Annotated in this window: 12 protein-coding genes; 8 read left to right on the forward strand and 4 right to left on the reverse strand. The window is 51.8% G+C overall.

Going from position 1 to position 18,729, the window contains the following annotated elements; all coding sequences use genetic code 11:
- Positions 1-16: 16 nt before the first annotated feature.
- On the reverse strand, positions 17-1,015 hold the full coding sequence (gene msrP, locus Q4526_RS14715) for a protein-methionine-sulfoxide reductase catalytic subunit MsrP (protein WP_215977855.1): 999 nt from the start codon (positions 1,013-1,015) through the stop codon (positions 17-19).
- 121 nt (positions 1,016-1,136) lie between these two features.
- On the opposite strand from msrP, the gene Q4526_RS14720 reads away from it, so the two are divergent.
- The 3 genes from Q4526_RS14720 to Q4526_RS14730 all read left to right on the forward strand — a co-directional run bounded on the left by Q4526_RS14720 (position 1,137) and on the right by Q4526_RS14730 (position 3,360).
- Positions 1,137-2,381 carry an RNA polymerase sigma factor gene (locus Q4526_RS14720; RefSeq protein WP_215977856.1) on the forward strand — a complete coding sequence of 415 codons (1,245 nt, stop codon included), beginning with the start codon at positions 1,137-1,139 and terminating at the stop codon, positions 2,379-2,381.
- A gap of 48 nt (positions 2,382-2,429) precedes the next feature.
- Positions 2,430-2,774 (forward strand): YciI family protein, encoded by a 345-nt coding sequence (locus Q4526_RS14725; protein ID WP_215977857.1) that lies wholly within the window; start codon positions 2,430-2,432, stop codon positions 2,772-2,774.
- A 172-nt stretch (positions 2,775-2,946) separates the two neighbouring features.
- Positions 2,947-3,360 (forward strand): VOC family protein, encoded by a 414-nt coding sequence (locus Q4526_RS14730; RefSeq protein WP_215977858.1) that lies wholly within the window; start codon positions 2,947-2,949, stop codon positions 3,358-3,360.
- Positions 3,361-3,367: 7 nt separating this feature from the next.
- Here Q4526_RS14730 and Q4526_RS14735 read toward each other — a convergent pair whose 3' ends face one another.
- Together Q4526_RS14735 and Q4526_RS14740 are read right to left on the reverse strand one after the other, a co-directional pair.
- Positions 3,368-3,877, reverse strand: a complete 510-nt coding sequence (locus Q4526_RS14735; RefSeq protein ID WP_215977859.1) for a cupin domain-containing protein — start codon at positions 3,875-3,877, stop codon at positions 3,368-3,370.
- An 11-nt stretch (positions 3,878-3,888) separates the two neighbouring features.
- Complete coding sequence (locus tag Q4526_RS14740) at positions 3,889-4,869, reverse strand: YafY family protein (RefSeq protein WP_215977860.1); 981 nt, start codon at positions 4,867-4,869, stop codon at positions 3,889-3,891.
- Between the two features lie 172 nt (positions 4,870-5,041).
- Between Q4526_RS14740 and Q4526_RS14745 the strand changes: the two genes are divergently transcribed.
- The 5 genes from Q4526_RS14745 to Q4526_RS14765 all read left to right on the forward strand — a co-directional run bounded on the left by Q4526_RS14745 (position 5,042) and on the right by Q4526_RS14765 (position 15,536).
- Positions 5,042-5,569 carry a hypothetical protein gene (locus Q4526_RS14745; RefSeq protein ID WP_215977861.1) on the forward strand — a complete coding sequence of 176 codons (528 nt, stop codon included), beginning with the start codon at positions 5,042-5,044 and terminating at the stop codon, positions 5,567-5,569.
- A 24-nt stretch (positions 5,570-5,593) separates the two neighbouring features.
- A complete protein-coding gene (locus tag Q4526_RS14750) occupies positions 5,594-6,544 on the forward strand; it encodes an ABC transporter ATP-binding protein (protein WP_215977862.1) in 951 nt (316 codons plus the stop codon).
- Positions 6,541-7,302, forward strand: a complete 762-nt coding sequence (locus Q4526_RS14755) for an ABC transporter permease (protein WP_215977863.1) — start codon at positions 6,541-6,543, stop codon at positions 7,300-7,302. Before Q4526_RS14750 ends, Q4526_RS14755 begins: the two co-directional genes overlap by 4 nt.
- A gap of 157 nt (positions 7,303-7,459) precedes the next feature.
- A complete protein-coding gene (gene pulA, locus Q4526_RS14760; RefSeq protein WP_303609679.1) occupies positions 7,460-11,014 on the forward strand; it encodes a pullulanase-type alpha-1,6-glucosidase in 3,555 nt (1,184 codons plus the stop codon).
- Between the two features lie 166 nt (positions 11,015-11,180).
- Positions 11,181-15,536, forward strand: coding sequence for a PAS domain S-box protein (locus tag Q4526_RS14765; RefSeq protein WP_215977864.1), 4,356 nt, complete (start codon positions 11,181-11,183; stop codon positions 15,534-15,536).
- A gap of 69 nt (positions 15,537-15,605) precedes the next feature.
- On the opposite strand, the gene Q4526_RS14770 is transcribed toward Q4526_RS14765, so the two are convergent.
- Entirely contained in the window at positions 15,606-18,728 is a 3,123-nt protein-coding gene (locus tag Q4526_RS14770) for an efflux RND transporter permease subunit (RefSeq protein ID WP_215977865.1), read from the reverse strand.
- Position 18,729: the final 1 nt, after the last annotated feature.

Raw genomic sequence — 18,729 nt, forward strand, 5'->3', positions numbered from 1 at the left:
CTTCTGCCTTCTGCCTTCAATAATGCTTACGCAAATCCATCCCTTTATACAGGTGCGCCACTTCATCGGCATAGCCATTAAACATCTGCGTATCAATAATATTGGGGCTAAACAACCCACTGGGCAGGCGCCGCTCACTGGCCTGAGACCAGCGCGGGTGATCGACCTCAGGGTTTACATTGGCGTAAAAACCATACTCGTTAGGTGCTCTCACATTCCAGCTGGTGCCGGGTTGTTTTTCGGTAAACTCAATTTTGACGATGGATTTAATACTTTTAAAGCCGTACTTCCAGGGTACGACTAGGCGTAACGGAGCACCATTTTGGTTGGGTAGAGGCTTGCCGTACAGTCCAACCGCTAAAAGCGTCAGTGGGTTCATCGCCTCATCAATACGCAACCCTTCGCGATAAGGCCAGTCGATAGTACTGAAGCGACTCGCTTGCTCGGGCATTTGCTTACTGTCCAACAAGGTGGTGAACGCAACATATTTAGCACGGCTGGTAGGTTTAAATTGCTTGAGTAACTCGCCCAGCTCGAACCCAACCCAGGGAATTACCATGGACCAGGCCTCGACACAGCGCAATCGATACACCCGCTCGCGCAGAGTGACCTTGGCCAGCAAATCCTCCAAATTGAAAGCCCCGGTTTTTTCCGCGTGTCCGGCGATCTCTACCTTCCAGGGGTGGGGCTGTAATGTACCGCTGTGTTTAGCGGGGTCGGACTTATCGTAGCCGAACTCGTAAAAATTATTGTAGCTGGTGACGTGCTCATAGGGCGTGAGCTTGTCTGTCACTTTTTCACCATAAGGTTCAGCATCGGCTATTTTTTGCTTGAGCCAATCGGGGCCTACCGCTGCGCCCGCATCGGCCACAAAACCCGGCTTGGCGCCCGCCCCGGAGGCTGCGGCTAACGCCCCAGCTCCCAGCGTCAGCTGCATAAAACGGCGCCGCTCGCGGTACACGGACTCTGGGGTGATCTCACTCTCACGGATACGATTTGACGGTTTAATAAACATTTCTGCCCCTGTAAAGAAACGGTTTGTATTATCGCTTATCCTTAAGACTCGATAAGGCCTACGTTGTTACAAGATTCATTTAACTATACGATCTATTTTTTTAAAACGATGTATCAGGGATATGAGCGACGCTATACACCACACTGTACAACGAATTTACCGCGAACACTCGCGTCAAGTGCTCGCCACCCTTATCCGCTTATTAAAAGACTTCGATTTGGCTGAAGAGGCCCTGCAAGAGGCCTTCGCCTGTGCACTAAAGCAGTGGCCAGACGAAGGGGTGCCACACAACCCCACCGCTTGGCTGGTCTCTACCGGGCGATTTAAGGCGATTGACCAGCTACGCAAACACCGCCGTGAGGTAGACTTAGTCAGTGAAGACACCGCCGTCTGCCAAGCCCCCGATCCCGACACTCTACACTTAGAGGATGATCGTCTGCGGCTTATCTTTACCTGTTGTCACCCCAGTCTCAGTCACGAGGCCGCCATCGCTTTAACATTGCGAGAGGTGTGTGACCTCAGTACCGAAGCAATTGCCAGTGCGTTTTTAACCAAGGCCTCCACCACAGCGCAGCGAATAGTTCGCGCCAAACGCAAAATCCAAAGTGCTGGTATCCCCTATGAAGTGCCGGGCAAACAAGCGTTACCAGAACGCTTACAAGGTGTACTGAAAATCGTGTACTTGATTTTCAATGAAGGCTACTACGCCAGCGGTGGGGATAGCCTGCAGCGTGTACACCTGACCGACGAGGCCATTCGCCTCGGGCGTTTATTGACCCGCCTACTGCCACAATCCGAGGTTTATGGCTTACTGGCGCTTATGTTGTTACAGCACAGCCGTCAAGATACACGCTCAAAACCCAACGGCGATATCATACTGCTGGAAGATCAGGACCGAACACGCTGGCATCATGACGCCATTGCTGAGGCCACCGCCCTGCTGCCCCGCGCTCTTGTGGGGCCGGCCACAGGCTCCTATGCCCTGCAAGCTGCCATTGCCGCTCTACACGCCGAAGCCCCAACCGCGGCAGATACCGATTGGCAAGAAATCTGGGGACTCTACCAAGCACTTTATTTGCGTACCCCCACGCCGGTGGTAGCCCTCAACCAAGCGGTTGCTCAAGCCATGGCGGGGGATATAGATACTGCCATTAGCCACATAGAGCAACTGGCTAATGGCGATTTAGCCTCTTACTTTCCCGCCCATGCCGCCTGGGCCGACTTGCTGCGCCGCTCGGGTCGCCACCACCAAGCCCACGAGCGTTACCATTATGCCCTAAGCTTGACCCGTTTAGCGGCAGAGAGGCGCTATTTACAAATGCGCATCGAACAATATGAAAAAAATATTGGTAGCGCTGTCGATTAGACAGTCCGGCGGACGACTATAACGACCTCAAACACACTGGAGCGAACAATGAAGTATTTATGTTTAGTGTATAGCGATGAGCAAGACCTACACGGTTTACCCAACAGCCCACAAGACCAGGAGTGCGCCGCCTACGCCGAAAAGATCAGCCAGAGCGGCCATTTGTTAGCGGGCGAGGCCTTGCAACCGGTCGCCACCGCAACCACTGTGCGTGTGCGTGCCGGTGACCTACAGATCACCGATGGCCCTTTCGCCGAAACAAAAGAGCAATTAGCGGGGTTTTATATGATCGAAGCGAAAGACCTGAACGAAGCACTGCGCATTGCCCAGGATATCCCGCCGGCGCGGGTCGGCAGTATTGAGGTGCGCCCGATACGGCAACTCAATACATAATAAAAACCTCGGCATTGTCGAAATCAACAAACTCGAGACGACTGATAGATGCGAGGCTTTTAACCTTAGTGTGCATAACGGAAAACAAAACAATGCCGATGCATATTGCCGTTAACACCACAATGTCGTGATAAACAAAAGGCCTCATCCACAATCAATCAGGAGATCCATAATGCGCGAACTAAACCCCTATGTTTTTTACAACGGCGACTGCCAAGCAGCCGTTGAGTTTTACAGTCAAACACTGGACACCCCCATCGATGCTTTAATGCGCTACGGTGATGCCCCCGACGGCTCGCCGTTCGGTGACGATTATGCCGATAAAGTCATGCACGCCAGCCTGCGTATCGGCGCATCGACTCTAATGGCCTCGGACGCCCCGCCCGGCAATTACCAAAAGCCACAAGGAGTTTCCATTTGCCTGCAAGCGGAGTCCGCGCAAGAGGCCGAAGACCTCTACGCAGCGCTGAGTGCAGGCGGTGAGATCCAAATGCCGCTGGAAAAAACGTTTTGGGCCGAACGCTTCGGTGCTTTTACCGATCGGTACGGTATTAAGTGGATGGTCAATTGCGATTTTCCGACCTAATGGTCGGTTAATCCCAGTAGGGAAGATTCTGTTCCCGTTTGCCGACGTGTAAAAACATCTCGGGTTTACCGTCGGCATCGCTGTATTGTGCCATCACGCCAAATTTACCACTGTCGGGGTATTCCGCTAACTCGGGCGTCAGACGCGTACTGACGGCCAAAAAGCGCAAAACGTTAGCGCCGGTATTGATAATTTGGTGAGCCGTTTCAGGCCCGCCTGGCGGGCAGGCAATAATATCACCCGCTTTAATTGGCTGGTGATTCTCCCCCAAGCGCAGCCGACCCTCGCCTTCCAGAATATAAAACATCTCCTCATTCACCCGGTGACAGTGGTAGGGAAAGGCGCTCTTTCCAGGCTCCACTTCGGTCAGGTTATAACCTAACTTTTTCGCCCCTAGTACCGGCCCGATAAAAGCCATTTGCGCACCATATTTTTGGCAGGCATCGCCCGTAGGCCCCATCCCCTCAGGCATAGGTTGAGTCGTTAAATCGGCAATATTTATAATTGGCAATGGCATTATTGGCATCCTTAGGCAGGTGTGGGCAGTGCTGTCGCACTTTGGTAACTCTCGGCAATCGCCCGGGCTTTATCTCGCACCAATGCAATAAGCGCGGGCGGGCTTTGTAACTCAGCACCGGGCAAAAAGCCCATCACCCGACAGGCCGCCATATCCAACTCCGCACTTTTAAAGGACGCAGTCACCGAACCGTCGGGGTGATTGACCAAATTGTCCCAGCAACAGGGGTGATCTTTTGCCACCAAAGCCTGGTTTTTGGGAAAGAAAAGCACCACTTCAAACGCTTCAGATTCCAGTGCACTGGGGCTAAAATAGTCATCCGGATCAAAATTGACGGGGCGTTCAAAGGTTACATTTAACGCCTCAACCGTCTCAATTCGGTCGACGCGAAACGAGCGCAAAGCACCGCGCAAATGGCAAAAGGCCAAGCAGTACTGCTGCCCCCAACTGTAAACCAACGCATAGGGATCAATGGTTCTACTGATGCTGTGGATTTGTCCGCGGGAGCGATACTCAATCGTTAACTGAGTGCGCTCGTGCACCGCTTGATAAACCTGATGCAATCTTCCCTCGTCGATGGTGGGGTTAATACGCGGCATACCCCGAGTCAGCAAACTCTCGCGCGCCCAGTTCATATCGGCCAGTTGCGCCTCGGGCAGCACATTGGCTATTTTAGTCATGGCGCTTTGTGCCGCGGGGCGAAATAATTTGCCCCAGGCGCGAGCCACCATTTCCGCCCCCAGGCAAACCGCTACAGCCTCTTGCGCCGAAAACATAAGCGGTGGCATCCGGTAACCGCGCACCAAAGAATAGCCACCGTGGCTGCCGCGCTCGGCGTAAATTGGCACCCCCATCTCTTCCAGCATACCGATATAGCGCTGCACCGTGCGCACTGACACCTCTAATTCATCGGCCAACTTAGAGGCCGATAAATTTGGTTCGCGCTGCAAAGCCATAATCATATGGATAAGACGAGTTGCGGTTGTCGCCATAGCTACACTCCCTGAATCATTTTTTTAACTTTAAACAGTATATACGTCAGAAAGTGACACATATCGGAATTAGTTTAGGGCCTGCCGACACCGATCTTGCGCCTTGCAGTCGAAACTGTGTCGGCCCAATCGACTAAACCGGAGATATTATCTGCTTGAAAAGGATGCCCCTATGCCCAATAGCCTCAACATTGCTTTCAGCCGTTTACTCGACCAATCGCAGCAACGGCGCCAACCCATGCTGCATTTTGCCGAACAACTGGCCGATACCGAGCGCTACACGGTCGCCGAAATACACGTCGAATACGCCGTATTACAACCACACCTTATTCGCACTCTACAAGCTCAACTCAAAGATCAAGAGTCTCCGCTAAGAGAGTATGACCCCGTACTGGCCAATCAGCTCGAAGATGGTAGCTTTCGCTTGTGCGCCCTACTGGAGCAATTCTTGCCACACCTCGCAGCCCTGCGAGAGCTCAGTAGAGCGGAGCTTTTGCCCCAGCGCTATGCACTCTATCTAGACTGGAACTTAATTGTCGCCGAGTGCTTTATTCATTGGGACCTTGTTAGCCGGGTGGAAAAGTTATTACAACAAATCTCATCGCCCACAGGTACAATCGAGCAACACGAAACCGGCATCAGCGGCAACACTTTAGCCCATTGCCGCAGGCGCGTGCATCGCTACTGCGCCGCGCTCTAACCACATTCAATCACAGGAGTCTCTGTGCAACCGATCATTGATATAACCGGCATCCGCAAAACCTACGCCTCAGGCTTAGAGGCACTGCAACCGATTGACCTTAGCATTCAACGCGGGGAAATATTTGCCCTGCTGGGTCCCAATGGCGCGGGGAAAACCACCCTAATCAGCATTATCTGCGGCATTGCCAACCCGAGTGCAGGCCGCATCAGCATCGACGGGCTGGACATTGTGCGCGACTATCGCCAGGTGCGCCAACGCATTGGTTTAGTGCCGCAAGAGTTGGCCGTCAGTATGTTTGAATCGGTGTGGGATACCGTCCGTTTCAGTCGCAGCCTGTTTGGCTGTAAACCCAATGACGACTATCTATCGAATTTGCTAAAAGATCTTTCGCTGTGGGATAAAAAAGATAGCCATATTATGGCGCTGTCGGGGGGCATGAAACGGCGGGTACTGATTGCCAAAGCTTTGGCACACGAACCCAGCGTATTATTTTTGGATGAGCCAACCGCCGGGGTAGACGTAGAGCTGCGCCGGGATATGTGGAGCATGATTCGCAAGCTGCGTCACAATGGCGTTACTGTCATCCTGACCACGCATTATATCGAAGAGGCCGAAGACATGGCCGACCGCATTGGCGTGATTAATAAAGGGAAAATTGTTTTGGTGGAAGAAAAACACGCCTTGATGCAAAAGCTCGGGCAAAAAACCATGACCTTGCACCTCAACGCGCCTCTGCCTGAAATACCCGCTGCACTGCAAGAGTACAACCTGCAACTGAGCGAGCAAGGGCGAGCTCTGATCTACCAATACAACAGCGCCGACCGCAAAGAAGGGGTTGCCCCCCTACTGGCCAAGGTCGGTGAGCTTAATATCGATTATCACGACCTATCGACCAAACAGAGCTCCCTGGAAGAGATCTTTGTCTCTCTCGTCCACCAACCCGACACGCACAATGCGGAGGCAACGCCATGAACGGCTACGGTATAAAAGCCATCTATTTATTTGAATTGGCCCGGACCTGGCGCACACTGATGCAATCTATCGCCTCACCAGTGTTATCGACCTCGCTCTACTTTATTGTGTTCGGCTCGGCCATTGGCTCGCGAATTGTGGAAATAGACGGCATTCACTATGGCGCCTTTATTATTCCCGGCTTGATTATGCTGACGATATTAACCGAGAGCACATCGAACGCCTCGTTCGGAATTTATATGCCCAAATTTACCGGCACCATATACGAGATTTTATCGGCCCCGGTTTCGGCGCTGGAAATTGTTATCGGCTATGTCGGTGCGGCGGCGACAAAGTCAGTCATCTTGGGGCTTATCATCCTTGTCACCGCGCGCTGTTTTGTCGACTACAGCATCGCGCATCCGCTGTGGATGTTGGCATTTTTAATGCTCACCTGTCTCACATTTAGCTTGTTAGGTTTTTTAATTGGCCTCTGGGCGAAAAGCTTTGAGCAGCTGCAAATTATTCCCATGATGGTCATCACTCCGCTGACTTTTTTAGGTGGCAGCTTTTACTCCATTTCAATGTTGCCCGAGTTTTGGCAGAAAGTAACCCTGTTCAACCCAGTGGTATACTTAGTCAGTGGTTTTCGCTGGAGTTTTTACGGCGCGGCCGACGTTCATATAGGTATCAGTCTGGCAATGATCGCGATCTTTATTGCTATTTTTAGCGCGCTGATTGCCTGGATTTTTCACACCGGCTACAAACTGCGACCTTAATACAAAATCACTCAAGCCTGATCGACACTCTGCATACGTATTCATCTGCAATGTATACGTATGCAAATTTTCCCGCTCGAACTCCTGACGTAACCTCTAGCAGGTTTTCAACAACCTGCTAACACTCCAATAATCATAATATTTCGAGAGGTTCACCATGCGTTCCGTGCAAATTACGTGTTTGCTTACCGCGGCCATACTCAGCGCCTGTGGCGGCGGCAATGACCATTCCGACAACCATTCCAGCTCATCATCCAGTGTAGCCAGCAGTTCATCCCAGGCGTCAAGCTCCAGCGTTGCGCCGGGTATGGAGCTACCGGTTGATCTGGCCGACGATCAGGCCATTTTATTTTACCAGCGCTCCGATGAGGCTTATGACGGCTGGGGACTGCATCTTTGGAATGACGATGCCTGTGGCGCGCTGGATGCTGACGCCATTGCCGCCATCACCTGGGACTCACCCCTGCCTGCCAGTGGCGTTACCGACAGCAACGGCGCTTACTACATACTGGATTTAAATGCCCCGGTTGCCGATGGTGGTTGTTTTAATTTTATTGTTCACTCGGGCGACGACAAAGCCTTGGGACAAGCGGACTTAGTGTTTGATTTAACCCGCGGCCCGGTTTTATTGACCCAGCACGGACTGTCCAATCTTGAATACCCCGAAGACGACAGCGGCGAGTCATCTCTGCCGTTTTCCCTTAGCGATACACAGGCGGCGATTTTCTATACGCGCCCCGATGGTGACTACGACAACTGGGGGCTACACCTTTGGAATGGCGGCAGCTGTAATGCGCTGGCCGACAACAGCATCAACGGTATCACCTGGGATGCCCCTATGGCGCCCACAGGCATCGACGCCGAGCGCGGCGCTTATTTTATACTCGATTTAAACGAGCCCGGCGGCTGTATTAACTTTATCGTCCACCAAGGCGATGAAAAGGCACTGGGCGACAGCGATGGGGTTTTCGACTTAAGCCAAGGCAATATCGCCTATACCAACCACGGCTCGAATGTCATTGTCTATGGCGGTGATCAAGGCCCGGCACAAGTCACCCAGGAGGGGTTTAGCTCGCACTGGGTGGATACCGATACCGTGCTGTGGAATGCGCCCGCCCAAACTGCACGCGTGATGCTGCACAGCGATAGTAACGGCGACATTACAGTGGCCGACAACCAATTGACCGGCGGCCATTCGATAGCGTTAAGCAATTCAACCGTCAGTAGCGCTAGCGCACAGAAATTTCCTCACCTTGCCGACTGGCAGGCCTGGAAAGTGGACACCACTGAGATAGACCGTGCCGCTTGGCTGGCAGGCGAGTTGGTACTCGCGGCCTACGACAGTGAAGATCAGTTACTCAAGGCCACCGGTGTACAAATCTCCGGCGCGCTCGACGCCTATTACGCCAACGATGCCCAGCTCGGCAGTTGGATAAGTGGCGAGCAAACACACTTTGCCGTGTGGTCACCGACCGCGCGAAACATGACACTGGAAGTCTTTGCCAGCGCCACTGACGATCAGCCCCAAGCCAGCCATCCGATGACTCAAGACCCGGCGGGCGTATGGAGCGTCAGTCTCAGTGACGACTTGCACGGCGCTTACTATCAATACCGTTTTGACCTCTACCACTATGCTACGGACCAGGTGGAGTCGCTTACCGCCACTGACCCCTACGCCCTAAATTTGTCCAGCAACAGTCGCCTCGCGCAAGTGGTCGATCTCAGCCGACCCGACACACAGCCCGATGGCTGGTCGAGTCACAGCATACCGCCGCTAGATGCACCTGAGGACTCCGTTATCTACGAGGTGCACATTCGCGACTTCTCGGCGCTCGATGCCAGCACTACCGAGTCCTACCGAGGCAAATATTTAGCCTTTACCGAGCAGGAGACAGCTCCGGTGCAGCATCTGCGCGAGCTACAACAGGCGGGCCTGAACACCATTCATTTACTGCCCACCTTTGATATCGCCACGGTAGACGAAGACGAAAGTCAACGCGTGGATATTACCGATACCGTCGGGGACTTATGCGCACTGAACGCCAGCGCCACAATTTGCCAATCCGCCGATAGCAGTGCCAGCCTCGAATCGATTCTCGCCGGTTTTGACAGCACCAGCGGTGAGGCTCAGGCACTGATGAACGATATACGCGGCCTGGATTCGTTTAACTGGGGCTACGACCCCTACCACTACACAACACCCGAAGGCAGCTACGCCACCAGTGGTGAAGGCTTTACCCGCATTGTCGAGTTCCGACAAATGGTGCAGGCGCTGCACGCCTTAGACCTGCGGGTTGTGATGGATGTAGTCTATAACCACACCAACGCCTCGGGCCTGGCAGATAAATCAGTGCTGGATAAACTGGTTCCCGGCTATTACCACCGGCGCAATGAGTTGTCCGGCGCGGTTGAGATGTCATCGTGCTGCGACAATACCGCCAGCGAACACGAAATGATGGAAAAGCTGATGGTCGATTCACTGGTCGTTTGGGCCGACGCCTACAAAATCGATGGCTTTCGTTTCGATTTAATGGGGCACCATATGCGCGAAGACATTCTGGCCGCACGCACTGCCGTTCAGGCGGTCGACCCCGACACCTATTTTTACGGCGAAGGCTGGAACTTTGGCGAGGTTGCCAACAGCCGACGCGGCATCAATGCCATTCAGAACAATATGGCTGGCACCGGTGTGGGCAGCTTCAATGACCGTATTCGCGACGCCGTACGCGGCGGCGGGCCCTTCGACAGTGGCGACGCTATTCGCCGCAACCAGGGTTACGGCACCGGCCTTTATCACTACCCTAACGAGTTAAACTCTGGCACTGCAGACGAGCGAGACGCACTGGATGATCTCACCGACCGCCTGCGCGTCAATTTAGCCGGCAGCTTAACAAGCTACTCTTTGATCGACCGCAACGGCCAAACCACCACAGGTGGCGAGGTGCCCTATTTCGACCTGTATGCCGGTTACACGGAAGACCCGCAAGAGAGCATTAACTATATCTCTAAGCACGACAACCAAACCCTGTGGGACAATCTGCAATACAAAGCCCCCAGCGCCATGACCTCCAACGAGCGCATGCGCATGCAGAACTTCTCCCTCAGTGTGCCCATGCTCGCCCAAGGCATTCCGTTTATCCATATGGGGGTCGATCTTCTGCGCTCCAAATCCATGCAGCGTGACAGCTACGACTCGGGTGACTGGTTTAACCGGGTCGACTTTACCGGCCAGAGCAACAACTGGGATGTGGGACTGCCGCGCGAAGATAAAGACGGCGCCAACTGGCCGTTGATTCAATCGATTCTCAGCAACCCCAATACATCGCCTGCAGCGGCCGATATTGAAAAGGCGCGCGAATTGTTCAAAGAGTGGCTCGCCATACGTGCCAGCTCGCCACTGTTTCGACTGCGCGATGCCAGTGCCGTACAGCAAGTATTGGGTTTTCATAACACCGGACCTGAACAGACCTCGGGAGTTATCGTCATGAGTCTGCAGGACACCTTAGGGCTGGATAGCACCTACCAAACCGTGCTGGTAGTGTTCAATCCGCAGGCCCAAAGTCTGCAACTTGACACCCCCGTGGCGGGGAATTTCACATTGCACCCAGTACAACAAAACTCCGCCGACAGCGCCACACGACAGGCAAATGCCGACGGCAATAGCCTAATCGTGCCCGCTTTAACCACAGCGGTTTTTGTACAGTTAGACTAGCCGGAGATACAGTCTAAGGTGGGCCCTTATAGCCCACCTTAGCGCTTTTACCCCCCCCTTTCACCCCCACGTTCGCTTAACGGCGAACAGAATTAACAGGCTGTTTCCCCCTCCCGCGTAGTCTGCGCTATAGTTGTGGTATATCTGCTCACACTGCCGGTCCCCTATGAATCCCCAAACCACATCCGATTTACAGCCGCACAAGCGCAACCAAACCCAACGCACGCGTTACTCTTACATCGCTATTACCACCATTGTGCTTATTTCAGTGATACTCGGTGGATTTTATGTCGACGCCACCAATAACAAGCACCATATACAGGCTCAGCGCAACGAAGTCGCCGACGAACTCGCGTTTATCCGCGCCGAGCTGGAAGGGCAGATCACCAGCAGCCTGCAAACCGCACAGGGCATGGTAGCTGCAATTAAAGCCAACCCGGCTATGACGCAAACCGAATTTAGCCGTTATGCCGATCACCTAGTCGTCAACCAGCCTCTACTCAAGCATGTTGCCGGCGTGCCCGACCTGGTTATTCGCATGATTTACCCGCTGCAGGGTAACGAGGCTGCTCTGGGGCTGGATTACCGCGATCTGGATGAAAAAACCCATGGTATTCAGGCCGCTATCGAATCGGGCCAGATGTCTCTGGCAGGCCCAATCGAGCTTATTCAAGGTGGGCAGGCATTGATCGCACGCATCCCAGTAGTCCTCGAAACAGGCGAGTTTTGGGGGATGGTAGCGGCGGTTATCGAGCTTGAGAACTACTTCAGTATCAGTGGCCTAAACAAGGTTGACACCTTGCGCCTAGCTCTGCGCCACAGTCCCGAATCGGATGGCTCAGGCATACCTTTTTTTGGCAATCGTACACTGTTTACACAAAACCCAGTGATCGCCAAAATTTATTTACCGAGTGCAAGCTGGGACATTGCGGCTATTCCTAATGCTGGCTGGGACACCAGCGCCAGCAGCTCGATCTGGTTGCGAGCCTTTACTATAACCTTGTGCTTACTGGTGTTATTCAAAGCCCTGTGGGTGTTGCATTTATTAAAAACACGGCAACACTCCGAAGAGCGACTGCAGGGCCTATTTGATCTTTCCCCACTGGGCATAGCACTAAACGAGTATCACAGTGGCCGCTTTATCGATAACAATACTGCTCTGCAAAAAATGCTGGGCTACGGACACGATGAAATTAACAAATTGACCTATGAAGATGTCTCCAGCCAGTCCGGCAGTAACGAACAAAATAAACATATCGAGCAATTAAAGACCAAGGGTAGATACGGCCCGTTTGTTAACGAGCTTACCCACAAAGATGGCCATACCATTCCGGTACAACTGAATGGTATTTTAATGACCGATCGGAAGGGGCATCGCTACGTTTGGTCAATCTTTCAAAATATCAGTGCCCGATTAGCCGCTGAAAAACAACTTAAAGAGCATCAGCGACAGCTAGAATTGGTGATTAACAGCACAGGTGTAGGGATCTGGGACTGGAACATTACCACAAACACCACCATGTTTAATCAGCGCTGGGCGGAAATCATCGGCTATGATTTAGAAGAGCTGCAACCCACCAACTTTAATACGTGGGATAAGTTTGTACACCCAGATGACCAAGATGTAGCCCACCAAGTCCTCAATGCATACTGGCAAGGTGAAACGACTCAATACACCTGCGAAATACGCATGCGCCACAAAGAAGGGCATTGGGTATGGGTGTTAACAACCGGTCAGGTTGTAGAGTGGGGCGATAGCGGCGACCCCATCCGCATGGTGGGCACGCATCTCGATATCAGCGAGCATAAATCTGCACTGTTCAAACTCGAACAATCAGAACGGCAGATCAATCAGTTTTTTAATAACGCCAGTGCGTTTATGTGCATTACCGACTCTGCGGGATACTTTGAACGCATCAATCAGAGTTTTTGCCAAGCACTGGGTTATACCGAAGAAGAGCTGGCAGGGTTGCAATCGACTGATCTTTGCCACCCCGATGACCAGGTCAATGCGCAGCAAGAAATACATAATATTGCCTCTGGCAAACCGACCAACTCTTATACTAATCGAACACGCTGTAAAGACGGCTCTTATCGCACTCTTTTGTGGAATACTTCACCAGACCCACAAACCGGAAAATTTTACGCCTCCGCTATCGACATCACCGAGCGCCAACAGAGCGCCGATAAGATAAAACGCCAACAAGAAATGCTGCAGGCGATGAGCCAACTGGGACGCATTGGCGCCTGGGAAGTCAATCTAACTCAGGGCACCATTTACTGGTCGGACATGACCCGTGAAATTCACGAGGTAGATGATAACTTTACGCCAACACTAGAGGGCGGCATTGAGTTTTATAAAGAAGGCGAGGATCGAGAGAAAATTATTCGTCTGGTAGAAAACACCATAAAAACCGGCGAGCCTTTTACCACAGAGCTGAGAATTGTCACCGCCAAAGGCAACGAGCGCTGGGTGGCATCAACGGGTAAAGCAGATTTTCAGCAACAACAATGCATACGTTTATTTGGCTCATTCCAAGATATACACGAACGCAAGCTTGCCGAACAAATATTACAAAGTGCCAAAGAACAAGCCGAAGCCGCCGACGCCACCAAAAGTGAATTCTTAGCCGTAATGAGCCACGAAATTCGCACACCAATGAACGGTGTACTGGGCATGTTGAACTTGCTGCAACGCTCGCCATTGGAGGAGAGTGACCTACACAAAATCTTCATCGCTAAAACCAGCGCTGAATCATTGCTTACAATCATCAATGACATTCTAGACTTTTCCAAAGTAAATGCCGGAAAACTTGAGATGGACAATATTGCTTTCGACCTACACAAACTGTTAGATACGTTGGGTCATACACAGGCAATGCGCGCGCAAGATAAGGGGCTAGAACTTCTGCTCGACACCTGCGACCTCGAAGAGGCCTCAGTCATGGGCGACCCGGGTCGACTGCAACAAATACTTACCAACCTAGTGGGTAATGCCATTAAATTTACCCATGACGGACAGGTTACAATTCACTGCAAGTCTCGCCATCACGACGGCAAAGTTAAATTTGAAGCTACGATCAGTGATACGGGCATCGGCATCAACCCGAAAAAAGCCGAGCATCTATTTCAAGCCTTCTCGCAACTGGACGCCTCCACCACTCGCGAATACGGCGGCTCTGGCCTGGGGCTTGCCATCTGCCGCAAACTTACGGATTTAATGCAGGGCAATATTAGTGTTACCAGTAAACCTGGCGAGGGCTCAAGCTTTCATTTCTACGTGAATTTAAATGCCGCCAATGAAACGTTATACCTACCACCTCAAGCCTTGCCACGCGAAATAAAAATTGCGGTTGCTAGCCCCAGCAAAGAGCTGCAAAATATTATTGAACGGCAGTTTTCTCACTGGGGAGCCACTATTTGCCACATCCAAACGCTGCACAATGATTTATTGCCGCTGGATGCGATTTTATTGGATACCCATAGTGACGATGTTATAAAAACAAACGCACACAATCTGCGCCAGCAGGGCTTATGTCGCAAGCTAATTGCTATCACCCAAATGAGTGAACCCTACACCGCCACAGGATTTGACTCGCGAATATTTCAACCCCCCACGAATACCGAACTAAAGAATATTCTTGATGCCACTCATAATGAAGCCACGGTACAACATGTGGAAAAGGTTAAAATGAATAACGAATTTAAATCGGCACAAGACTCTTCTTACCTTTGGCCAGCAAGTAGCCGGATACTTATTGTTGAGGACAATTCCATCAATCAAGAAGTTGCTCAGTTGATACTCACTGAACTAGGGCTTGGCTCCGCCATTGCTGGCCATGGTGCTGAGGCTCTCGAGGTGCTACAACAAGCACCGGATGCCTACCCTTATTCATTAATATTAATGGACTGTCAAATGCCAGAAATGGACGGGTTTGAAGCGTCCCGACGTATTCGCGCCGGTGAAGCCGGCGTCGCTTACATTAATATTCCCATTGTCGCGCTCACCGCCAATGCTATGAGCGGCGACCGCGAGAAATGTTTAGCAGCAGGTATGAACGATTACCTGGGCAAACCAGTGCAAGTCCCCGAACTGCTTATCTGCCTGCAAAAATGGCTACTCGATGACAACACGGAATATGCACCTCAGGAGAAAAAACCCGCTGCAGAGCAGATTTGGGATCAGGAGGCCGCACTCACTAGCCTGTTTAAACGCGATGATATACTCGCCAATCTTGTCCAACAGTTTTGTGAAAAAATGCCGGAACGTTTGCAAGAGATAACTCAAGCGAAAACCCAGAACGAAACTCAGTCTATTGAGTTTCACGCCCACACTATTAAAGGCAGTGCCGGACAACTCAAGGCGCACCGTTTGCAGCAAGCGGCCGACAACTTAGAGCAGGCGGCAAAAAACAACGACAACACACAACTGGAATCGGCCTACACATTATTCTTACAAGAAGCTGAATTGACAGTCACAGTTTTCACGCAATATTTGCATCGATTTGCAGAAAGCGATTAACAATTAACGGGTTTCAAACCAAAAAAAAAGGCGGCCAATGGCCGCCTTTTTTTATGTGGTCAGTTACGCTTACGACGCCGATTTATTGCGCCCGGTCACCCACTCACCTAACTTTACCACCACAACATAAAACAATGGTACAAAGAAAATAGCGAGGAAGGTCGCAGAAATAATACCACCTAATACCGCGGTACCAATCGCATTTTGCGCGCCTGAACCCGCACCGGTACTAATAGCCAAGGGGGTTACGCCAAGACCAAACGCCAACGATGTCATAATAATCGGACGCAAACGCATACGCACCGCTTCCATCGTAGCCTTCACCAAGTCCATACCCTCTTCGTACAAGTCTTTGGCAAACTCCACAATCAAAATAGCATTTTTAGCCGACAGCCCCACGGTAGTCAAAAGCCCTACCTGGAAATAAACGTCGTTGGATAGCCCTCGTCCCATGGCGAACAGCATAGCCCCTAGCACACCCAAAGGCACGACGAGCATAACCGAGAACGGCACCGTCCAACTTTCGTAAAGAGCGGCCAGACATAAAAACACCACTAAAATAGACAGTGCGTAAAGCAAAGGTGCCTGATCACCAGACTCTTTTTCCTGCAGTGACATGCCAGTCCACTCAAAGCCAATGCCCGGCGGCAACTGGGTGGCCAGGGATTCCATAACCTCCATCGCCCGACCCGAGCTAACACCCGGTGCGCCCTGCCCCTGAATATTCACCGAAGACACACCGTTATAGCGCTCAAGGCGTGGCGAACCGTAGATCCAGCGTCCGGTTGAGAAGGCTGAGAATGGCACCATATCACCCGCTGCATTGCGCACATACCAGTCGCCGACATCCTCCGGCATCATGCGATACGGGGCATCACCCTGCACATACACCCGCTTAATACGACCGTTATCAATAAAGTCGTTAACATAAGATGCAGCCCAGGCGGTGGAGAACACACTGTTAATTTGGCTGATAGGTATACCCAGGGCCGAGGCTTTCTCCAGATCAACGTCCAGCTTAAACTGCGGCGTGTCTTCCTGCCCGTTGGGACGAACCCCGACCAGTTCAGACTCTTGGGACGCCATACCCAACATTTGATTGCGGGCATTCATCAGCGCTTCATGACCCTGCCCCCCCAAATCTTTCAGCTGCATGTTAAAGCCCGAGGCGGTGCCCAACTGAATAATCGGTGGCGGCGCAAACGGAAAGATCATGGCTTCTTTAATAGTAAAGAAATACCCCATGGCGCGTCCGGCTAAGGACTGAACATCTTGCCCGGCATCAGTGCGCTCATCCCAGTCGCGCAATTTAACAAAGGCAATACCATTGTTTTGACCACGCCCACTAAAACTAAAACCAATTACCGAGAAAACCGACTCGACTACCGCCTCTTCCTGGTTAAGATAATAGTCTTCGACCTTGTTCATGACCTCAATGGAGCGCTCTTTGGTGGAGTTCACCGGCAAGCTCATTTGGGTAAACATAATGCCTTGGTCTTCATCGGGTAAGAACGAACCCGGCAAGCGGCCAAACAAAACCCCGAGCACAACGACAATAACGACATATACGGCCATAAAGCGAGATTTACGAGCCAGAATATGTTTAACACTGCCCTGATAGCCCGATGATGAGCGATCAAAGAAACGGTTAAACCAACCAAAAAAACCTTTTTTATCGTAGTGCCCTTCGCCACCAGGCTTTAGCATCACCGCACACAAAGCCGGCGTCAGTGTCAGGGCGACAACTACAGAAAGCACCATAGCCGACACAATCGTGATCGAGAACTGTCGGTAAATCACCCCGGTCGAACCACCGAAGAAGGCCATAGGTACAAACACCGCGGACAAAACCAAGGCAATACCGATCAGGGCACCGGTAATCTGATCCATGGATTTTCGCGTCGCCTCGCGCGGCGGTAATTTATCCTCGTGCATCACCCGTTCGACGTTTTCCACCACCACAATGGCGTCATCCACCAACAGACCGATAGCCAACACCATGGCAAACATGGTCAGGGTATTAATACTAAAGCCAAAGGCCTCCAGGATGGCAAAGGTCCCCAATAACACGACCGGAATCGCGATGGTTGGAATTAATGTGGCGCGGAAATTCTGCAAGAATAGATACATCACCAAAAACACCAACACCACCGCTTCAATCAGGGTGTGCACTACGCCCTCAATAGAAAGCTTCACAAAGGGCGTGGTATCGAAGGGATAGGCCACTTCAAGAGAATTCGGAAAATAAGGTTTTAATTCAGCAATACGTTCGCGTACATTTTCTGCGGTTTCCAGTGCATTGGCCCCAGAAGCCAAGGTTACGGCTAAGCCTGTGGCAGACTGGCCGTTATACTCAGTCTGGAACTGATAGTTTTCACCACCAAGCTCCACCTTGGCAATATCGCCAATACGAATTTGCGAGCCATCCTCATTCACCCGCAATAATATATTGCGAAACTGTTCGGGGGTTTCCAGACGCGACTGCACCACAATGCTGGCGTTCACATCTTGGCCCGGCAGCGCGGGTGCCCCACCCAACTCACCAGCGGCAATTTGTACGTTTTGCGCTTTAATCGCGGTCACGACGTCTTCGGTAGTCAGCTTGTAGGTCGCGAGCTTATCGGCATTGAGCCAAATACGCATGGCGTACTGGGAGCCAAAAATGGTGATGTCCCCCACCCCGCCGACACGGCTTAATGGCTCGCGCACGTTGGCGGCAACATAATCGGCGATATCGTATTTGTCTAAGCTGTTGTCGTTAGAAACAAACCCCAACACCAACAGAAAACCGGCCGACGACTTGTTGACTCTAATACCTTGCTGCTGAACCTCTTGCGGCAATAGCGTCATTGCGCCCTGAAGTTTATTCTGTACCTGAACCTGAGCAATATCCGGGTCGGTTCCGGCCTCAAAGGTCACCGTAATCTGCCCTACCCCTGATGAGTCACTGGTAGAAGACATGTACTGAACATTATCGATACCGGTTAGGTTTTGCTCGATAATCTGCACCACCGAGTCTTCCACAACCTTAGCCGACGCGCCCGGGTAAGAAGTGCGTATTTCCACCGAAGGTGGCGCTACCTCGGGGTACTGAGATATTGGCAAGGTGTTGATTGCCAACAACCCGGCCAACATAATAATAATTGAGATAACCCAGGCAAAAACCGGGCGATCAATAAAGAACTTCGCCATA

The sequence above is a fragment of the Gilvimarinus sp. 2_MG-2023 genome (assembly GCF_030547685.1).
Taxonomy (GTDB): domain Bacteria; phylum Pseudomonadota; class Gammaproteobacteria; order Pseudomonadales; family Cellvibrionaceae; genus Gilvimarinus.

What these genes read in the sequence shown, in the direction of transcription:
- msrP (WP_215977855.1), bottom strand. Translation starts at nt 1,015, where the DNA reads ATGTTTATTAAACCGTCAAATCGTATCCGTGAGAGTGAGATCACCCCA.
- Q4526_RS14720 (WP_215977856.1), top strand. Translation starts at nt 1,137, where the DNA reads ATGAGCGACGCTATACACCACACTGTACAACGAATTTACCGCGAACAC.
- Q4526_RS14725 (WP_215977857.1), top strand. Translation starts at nt 2,430, where the DNA reads ATGAAGTATTTATGTTTAGTGTATAGCGATGAGCAAGACCTACACGGT.
- Q4526_RS14730 (WP_215977858.1), top strand. Translation starts at nt 2,947, where the DNA reads ATGCGCGAACTAAACCCCTATGTTTTTTACAACGGCGACTGCCAAGCA.
- Q4526_RS14735 (WP_215977859.1), bottom strand. Translation starts at nt 3,877, where the DNA reads ATGCCATTGCCAATTATAAATATTGCCGATTTAACGACTCAACCTATG.
- Q4526_RS14740 (WP_215977860.1), bottom strand. Translation starts at nt 4,869, where the DNA reads ATGGCGACAACCGCAACTCGTCTTATCCATATGATTATGGCTTTGCAG.
- Q4526_RS14745 (WP_215977861.1), top strand. Translation starts at nt 5,042, where the DNA reads ATGCCCAATAGCCTCAACATTGCTTTCAGCCGTTTACTCGACCAATCG.
- Q4526_RS14755 (WP_215977863.1), top strand. Translation starts at nt 6,541, where the DNA reads ATGAACGGCTACGGTATAAAAGCCATCTATTTATTTGAATTGGCCCGG.
- pulA (WP_303609679.1), top strand. Translation starts at nt 7,460, where the DNA reads ATGCGTTCCGTGCAAATTACGTGTTTGCTTACCGCGGCCATACTCAGC.
- Q4526_RS14765 (WP_215977864.1), top strand. Translation starts at nt 11,181, where the DNA reads ATGAATCCCCAAACCACATCCGATTTACAGCCGCACAAGCGCAACCAA.
- Q4526_RS14770 (WP_215977865.1), bottom strand. Translation starts at nt 18,728, where the DNA reads ATGGCGAAGTTCTTTATTGATCGCCCGGTTTTTGCCTGGGTTATCTCA.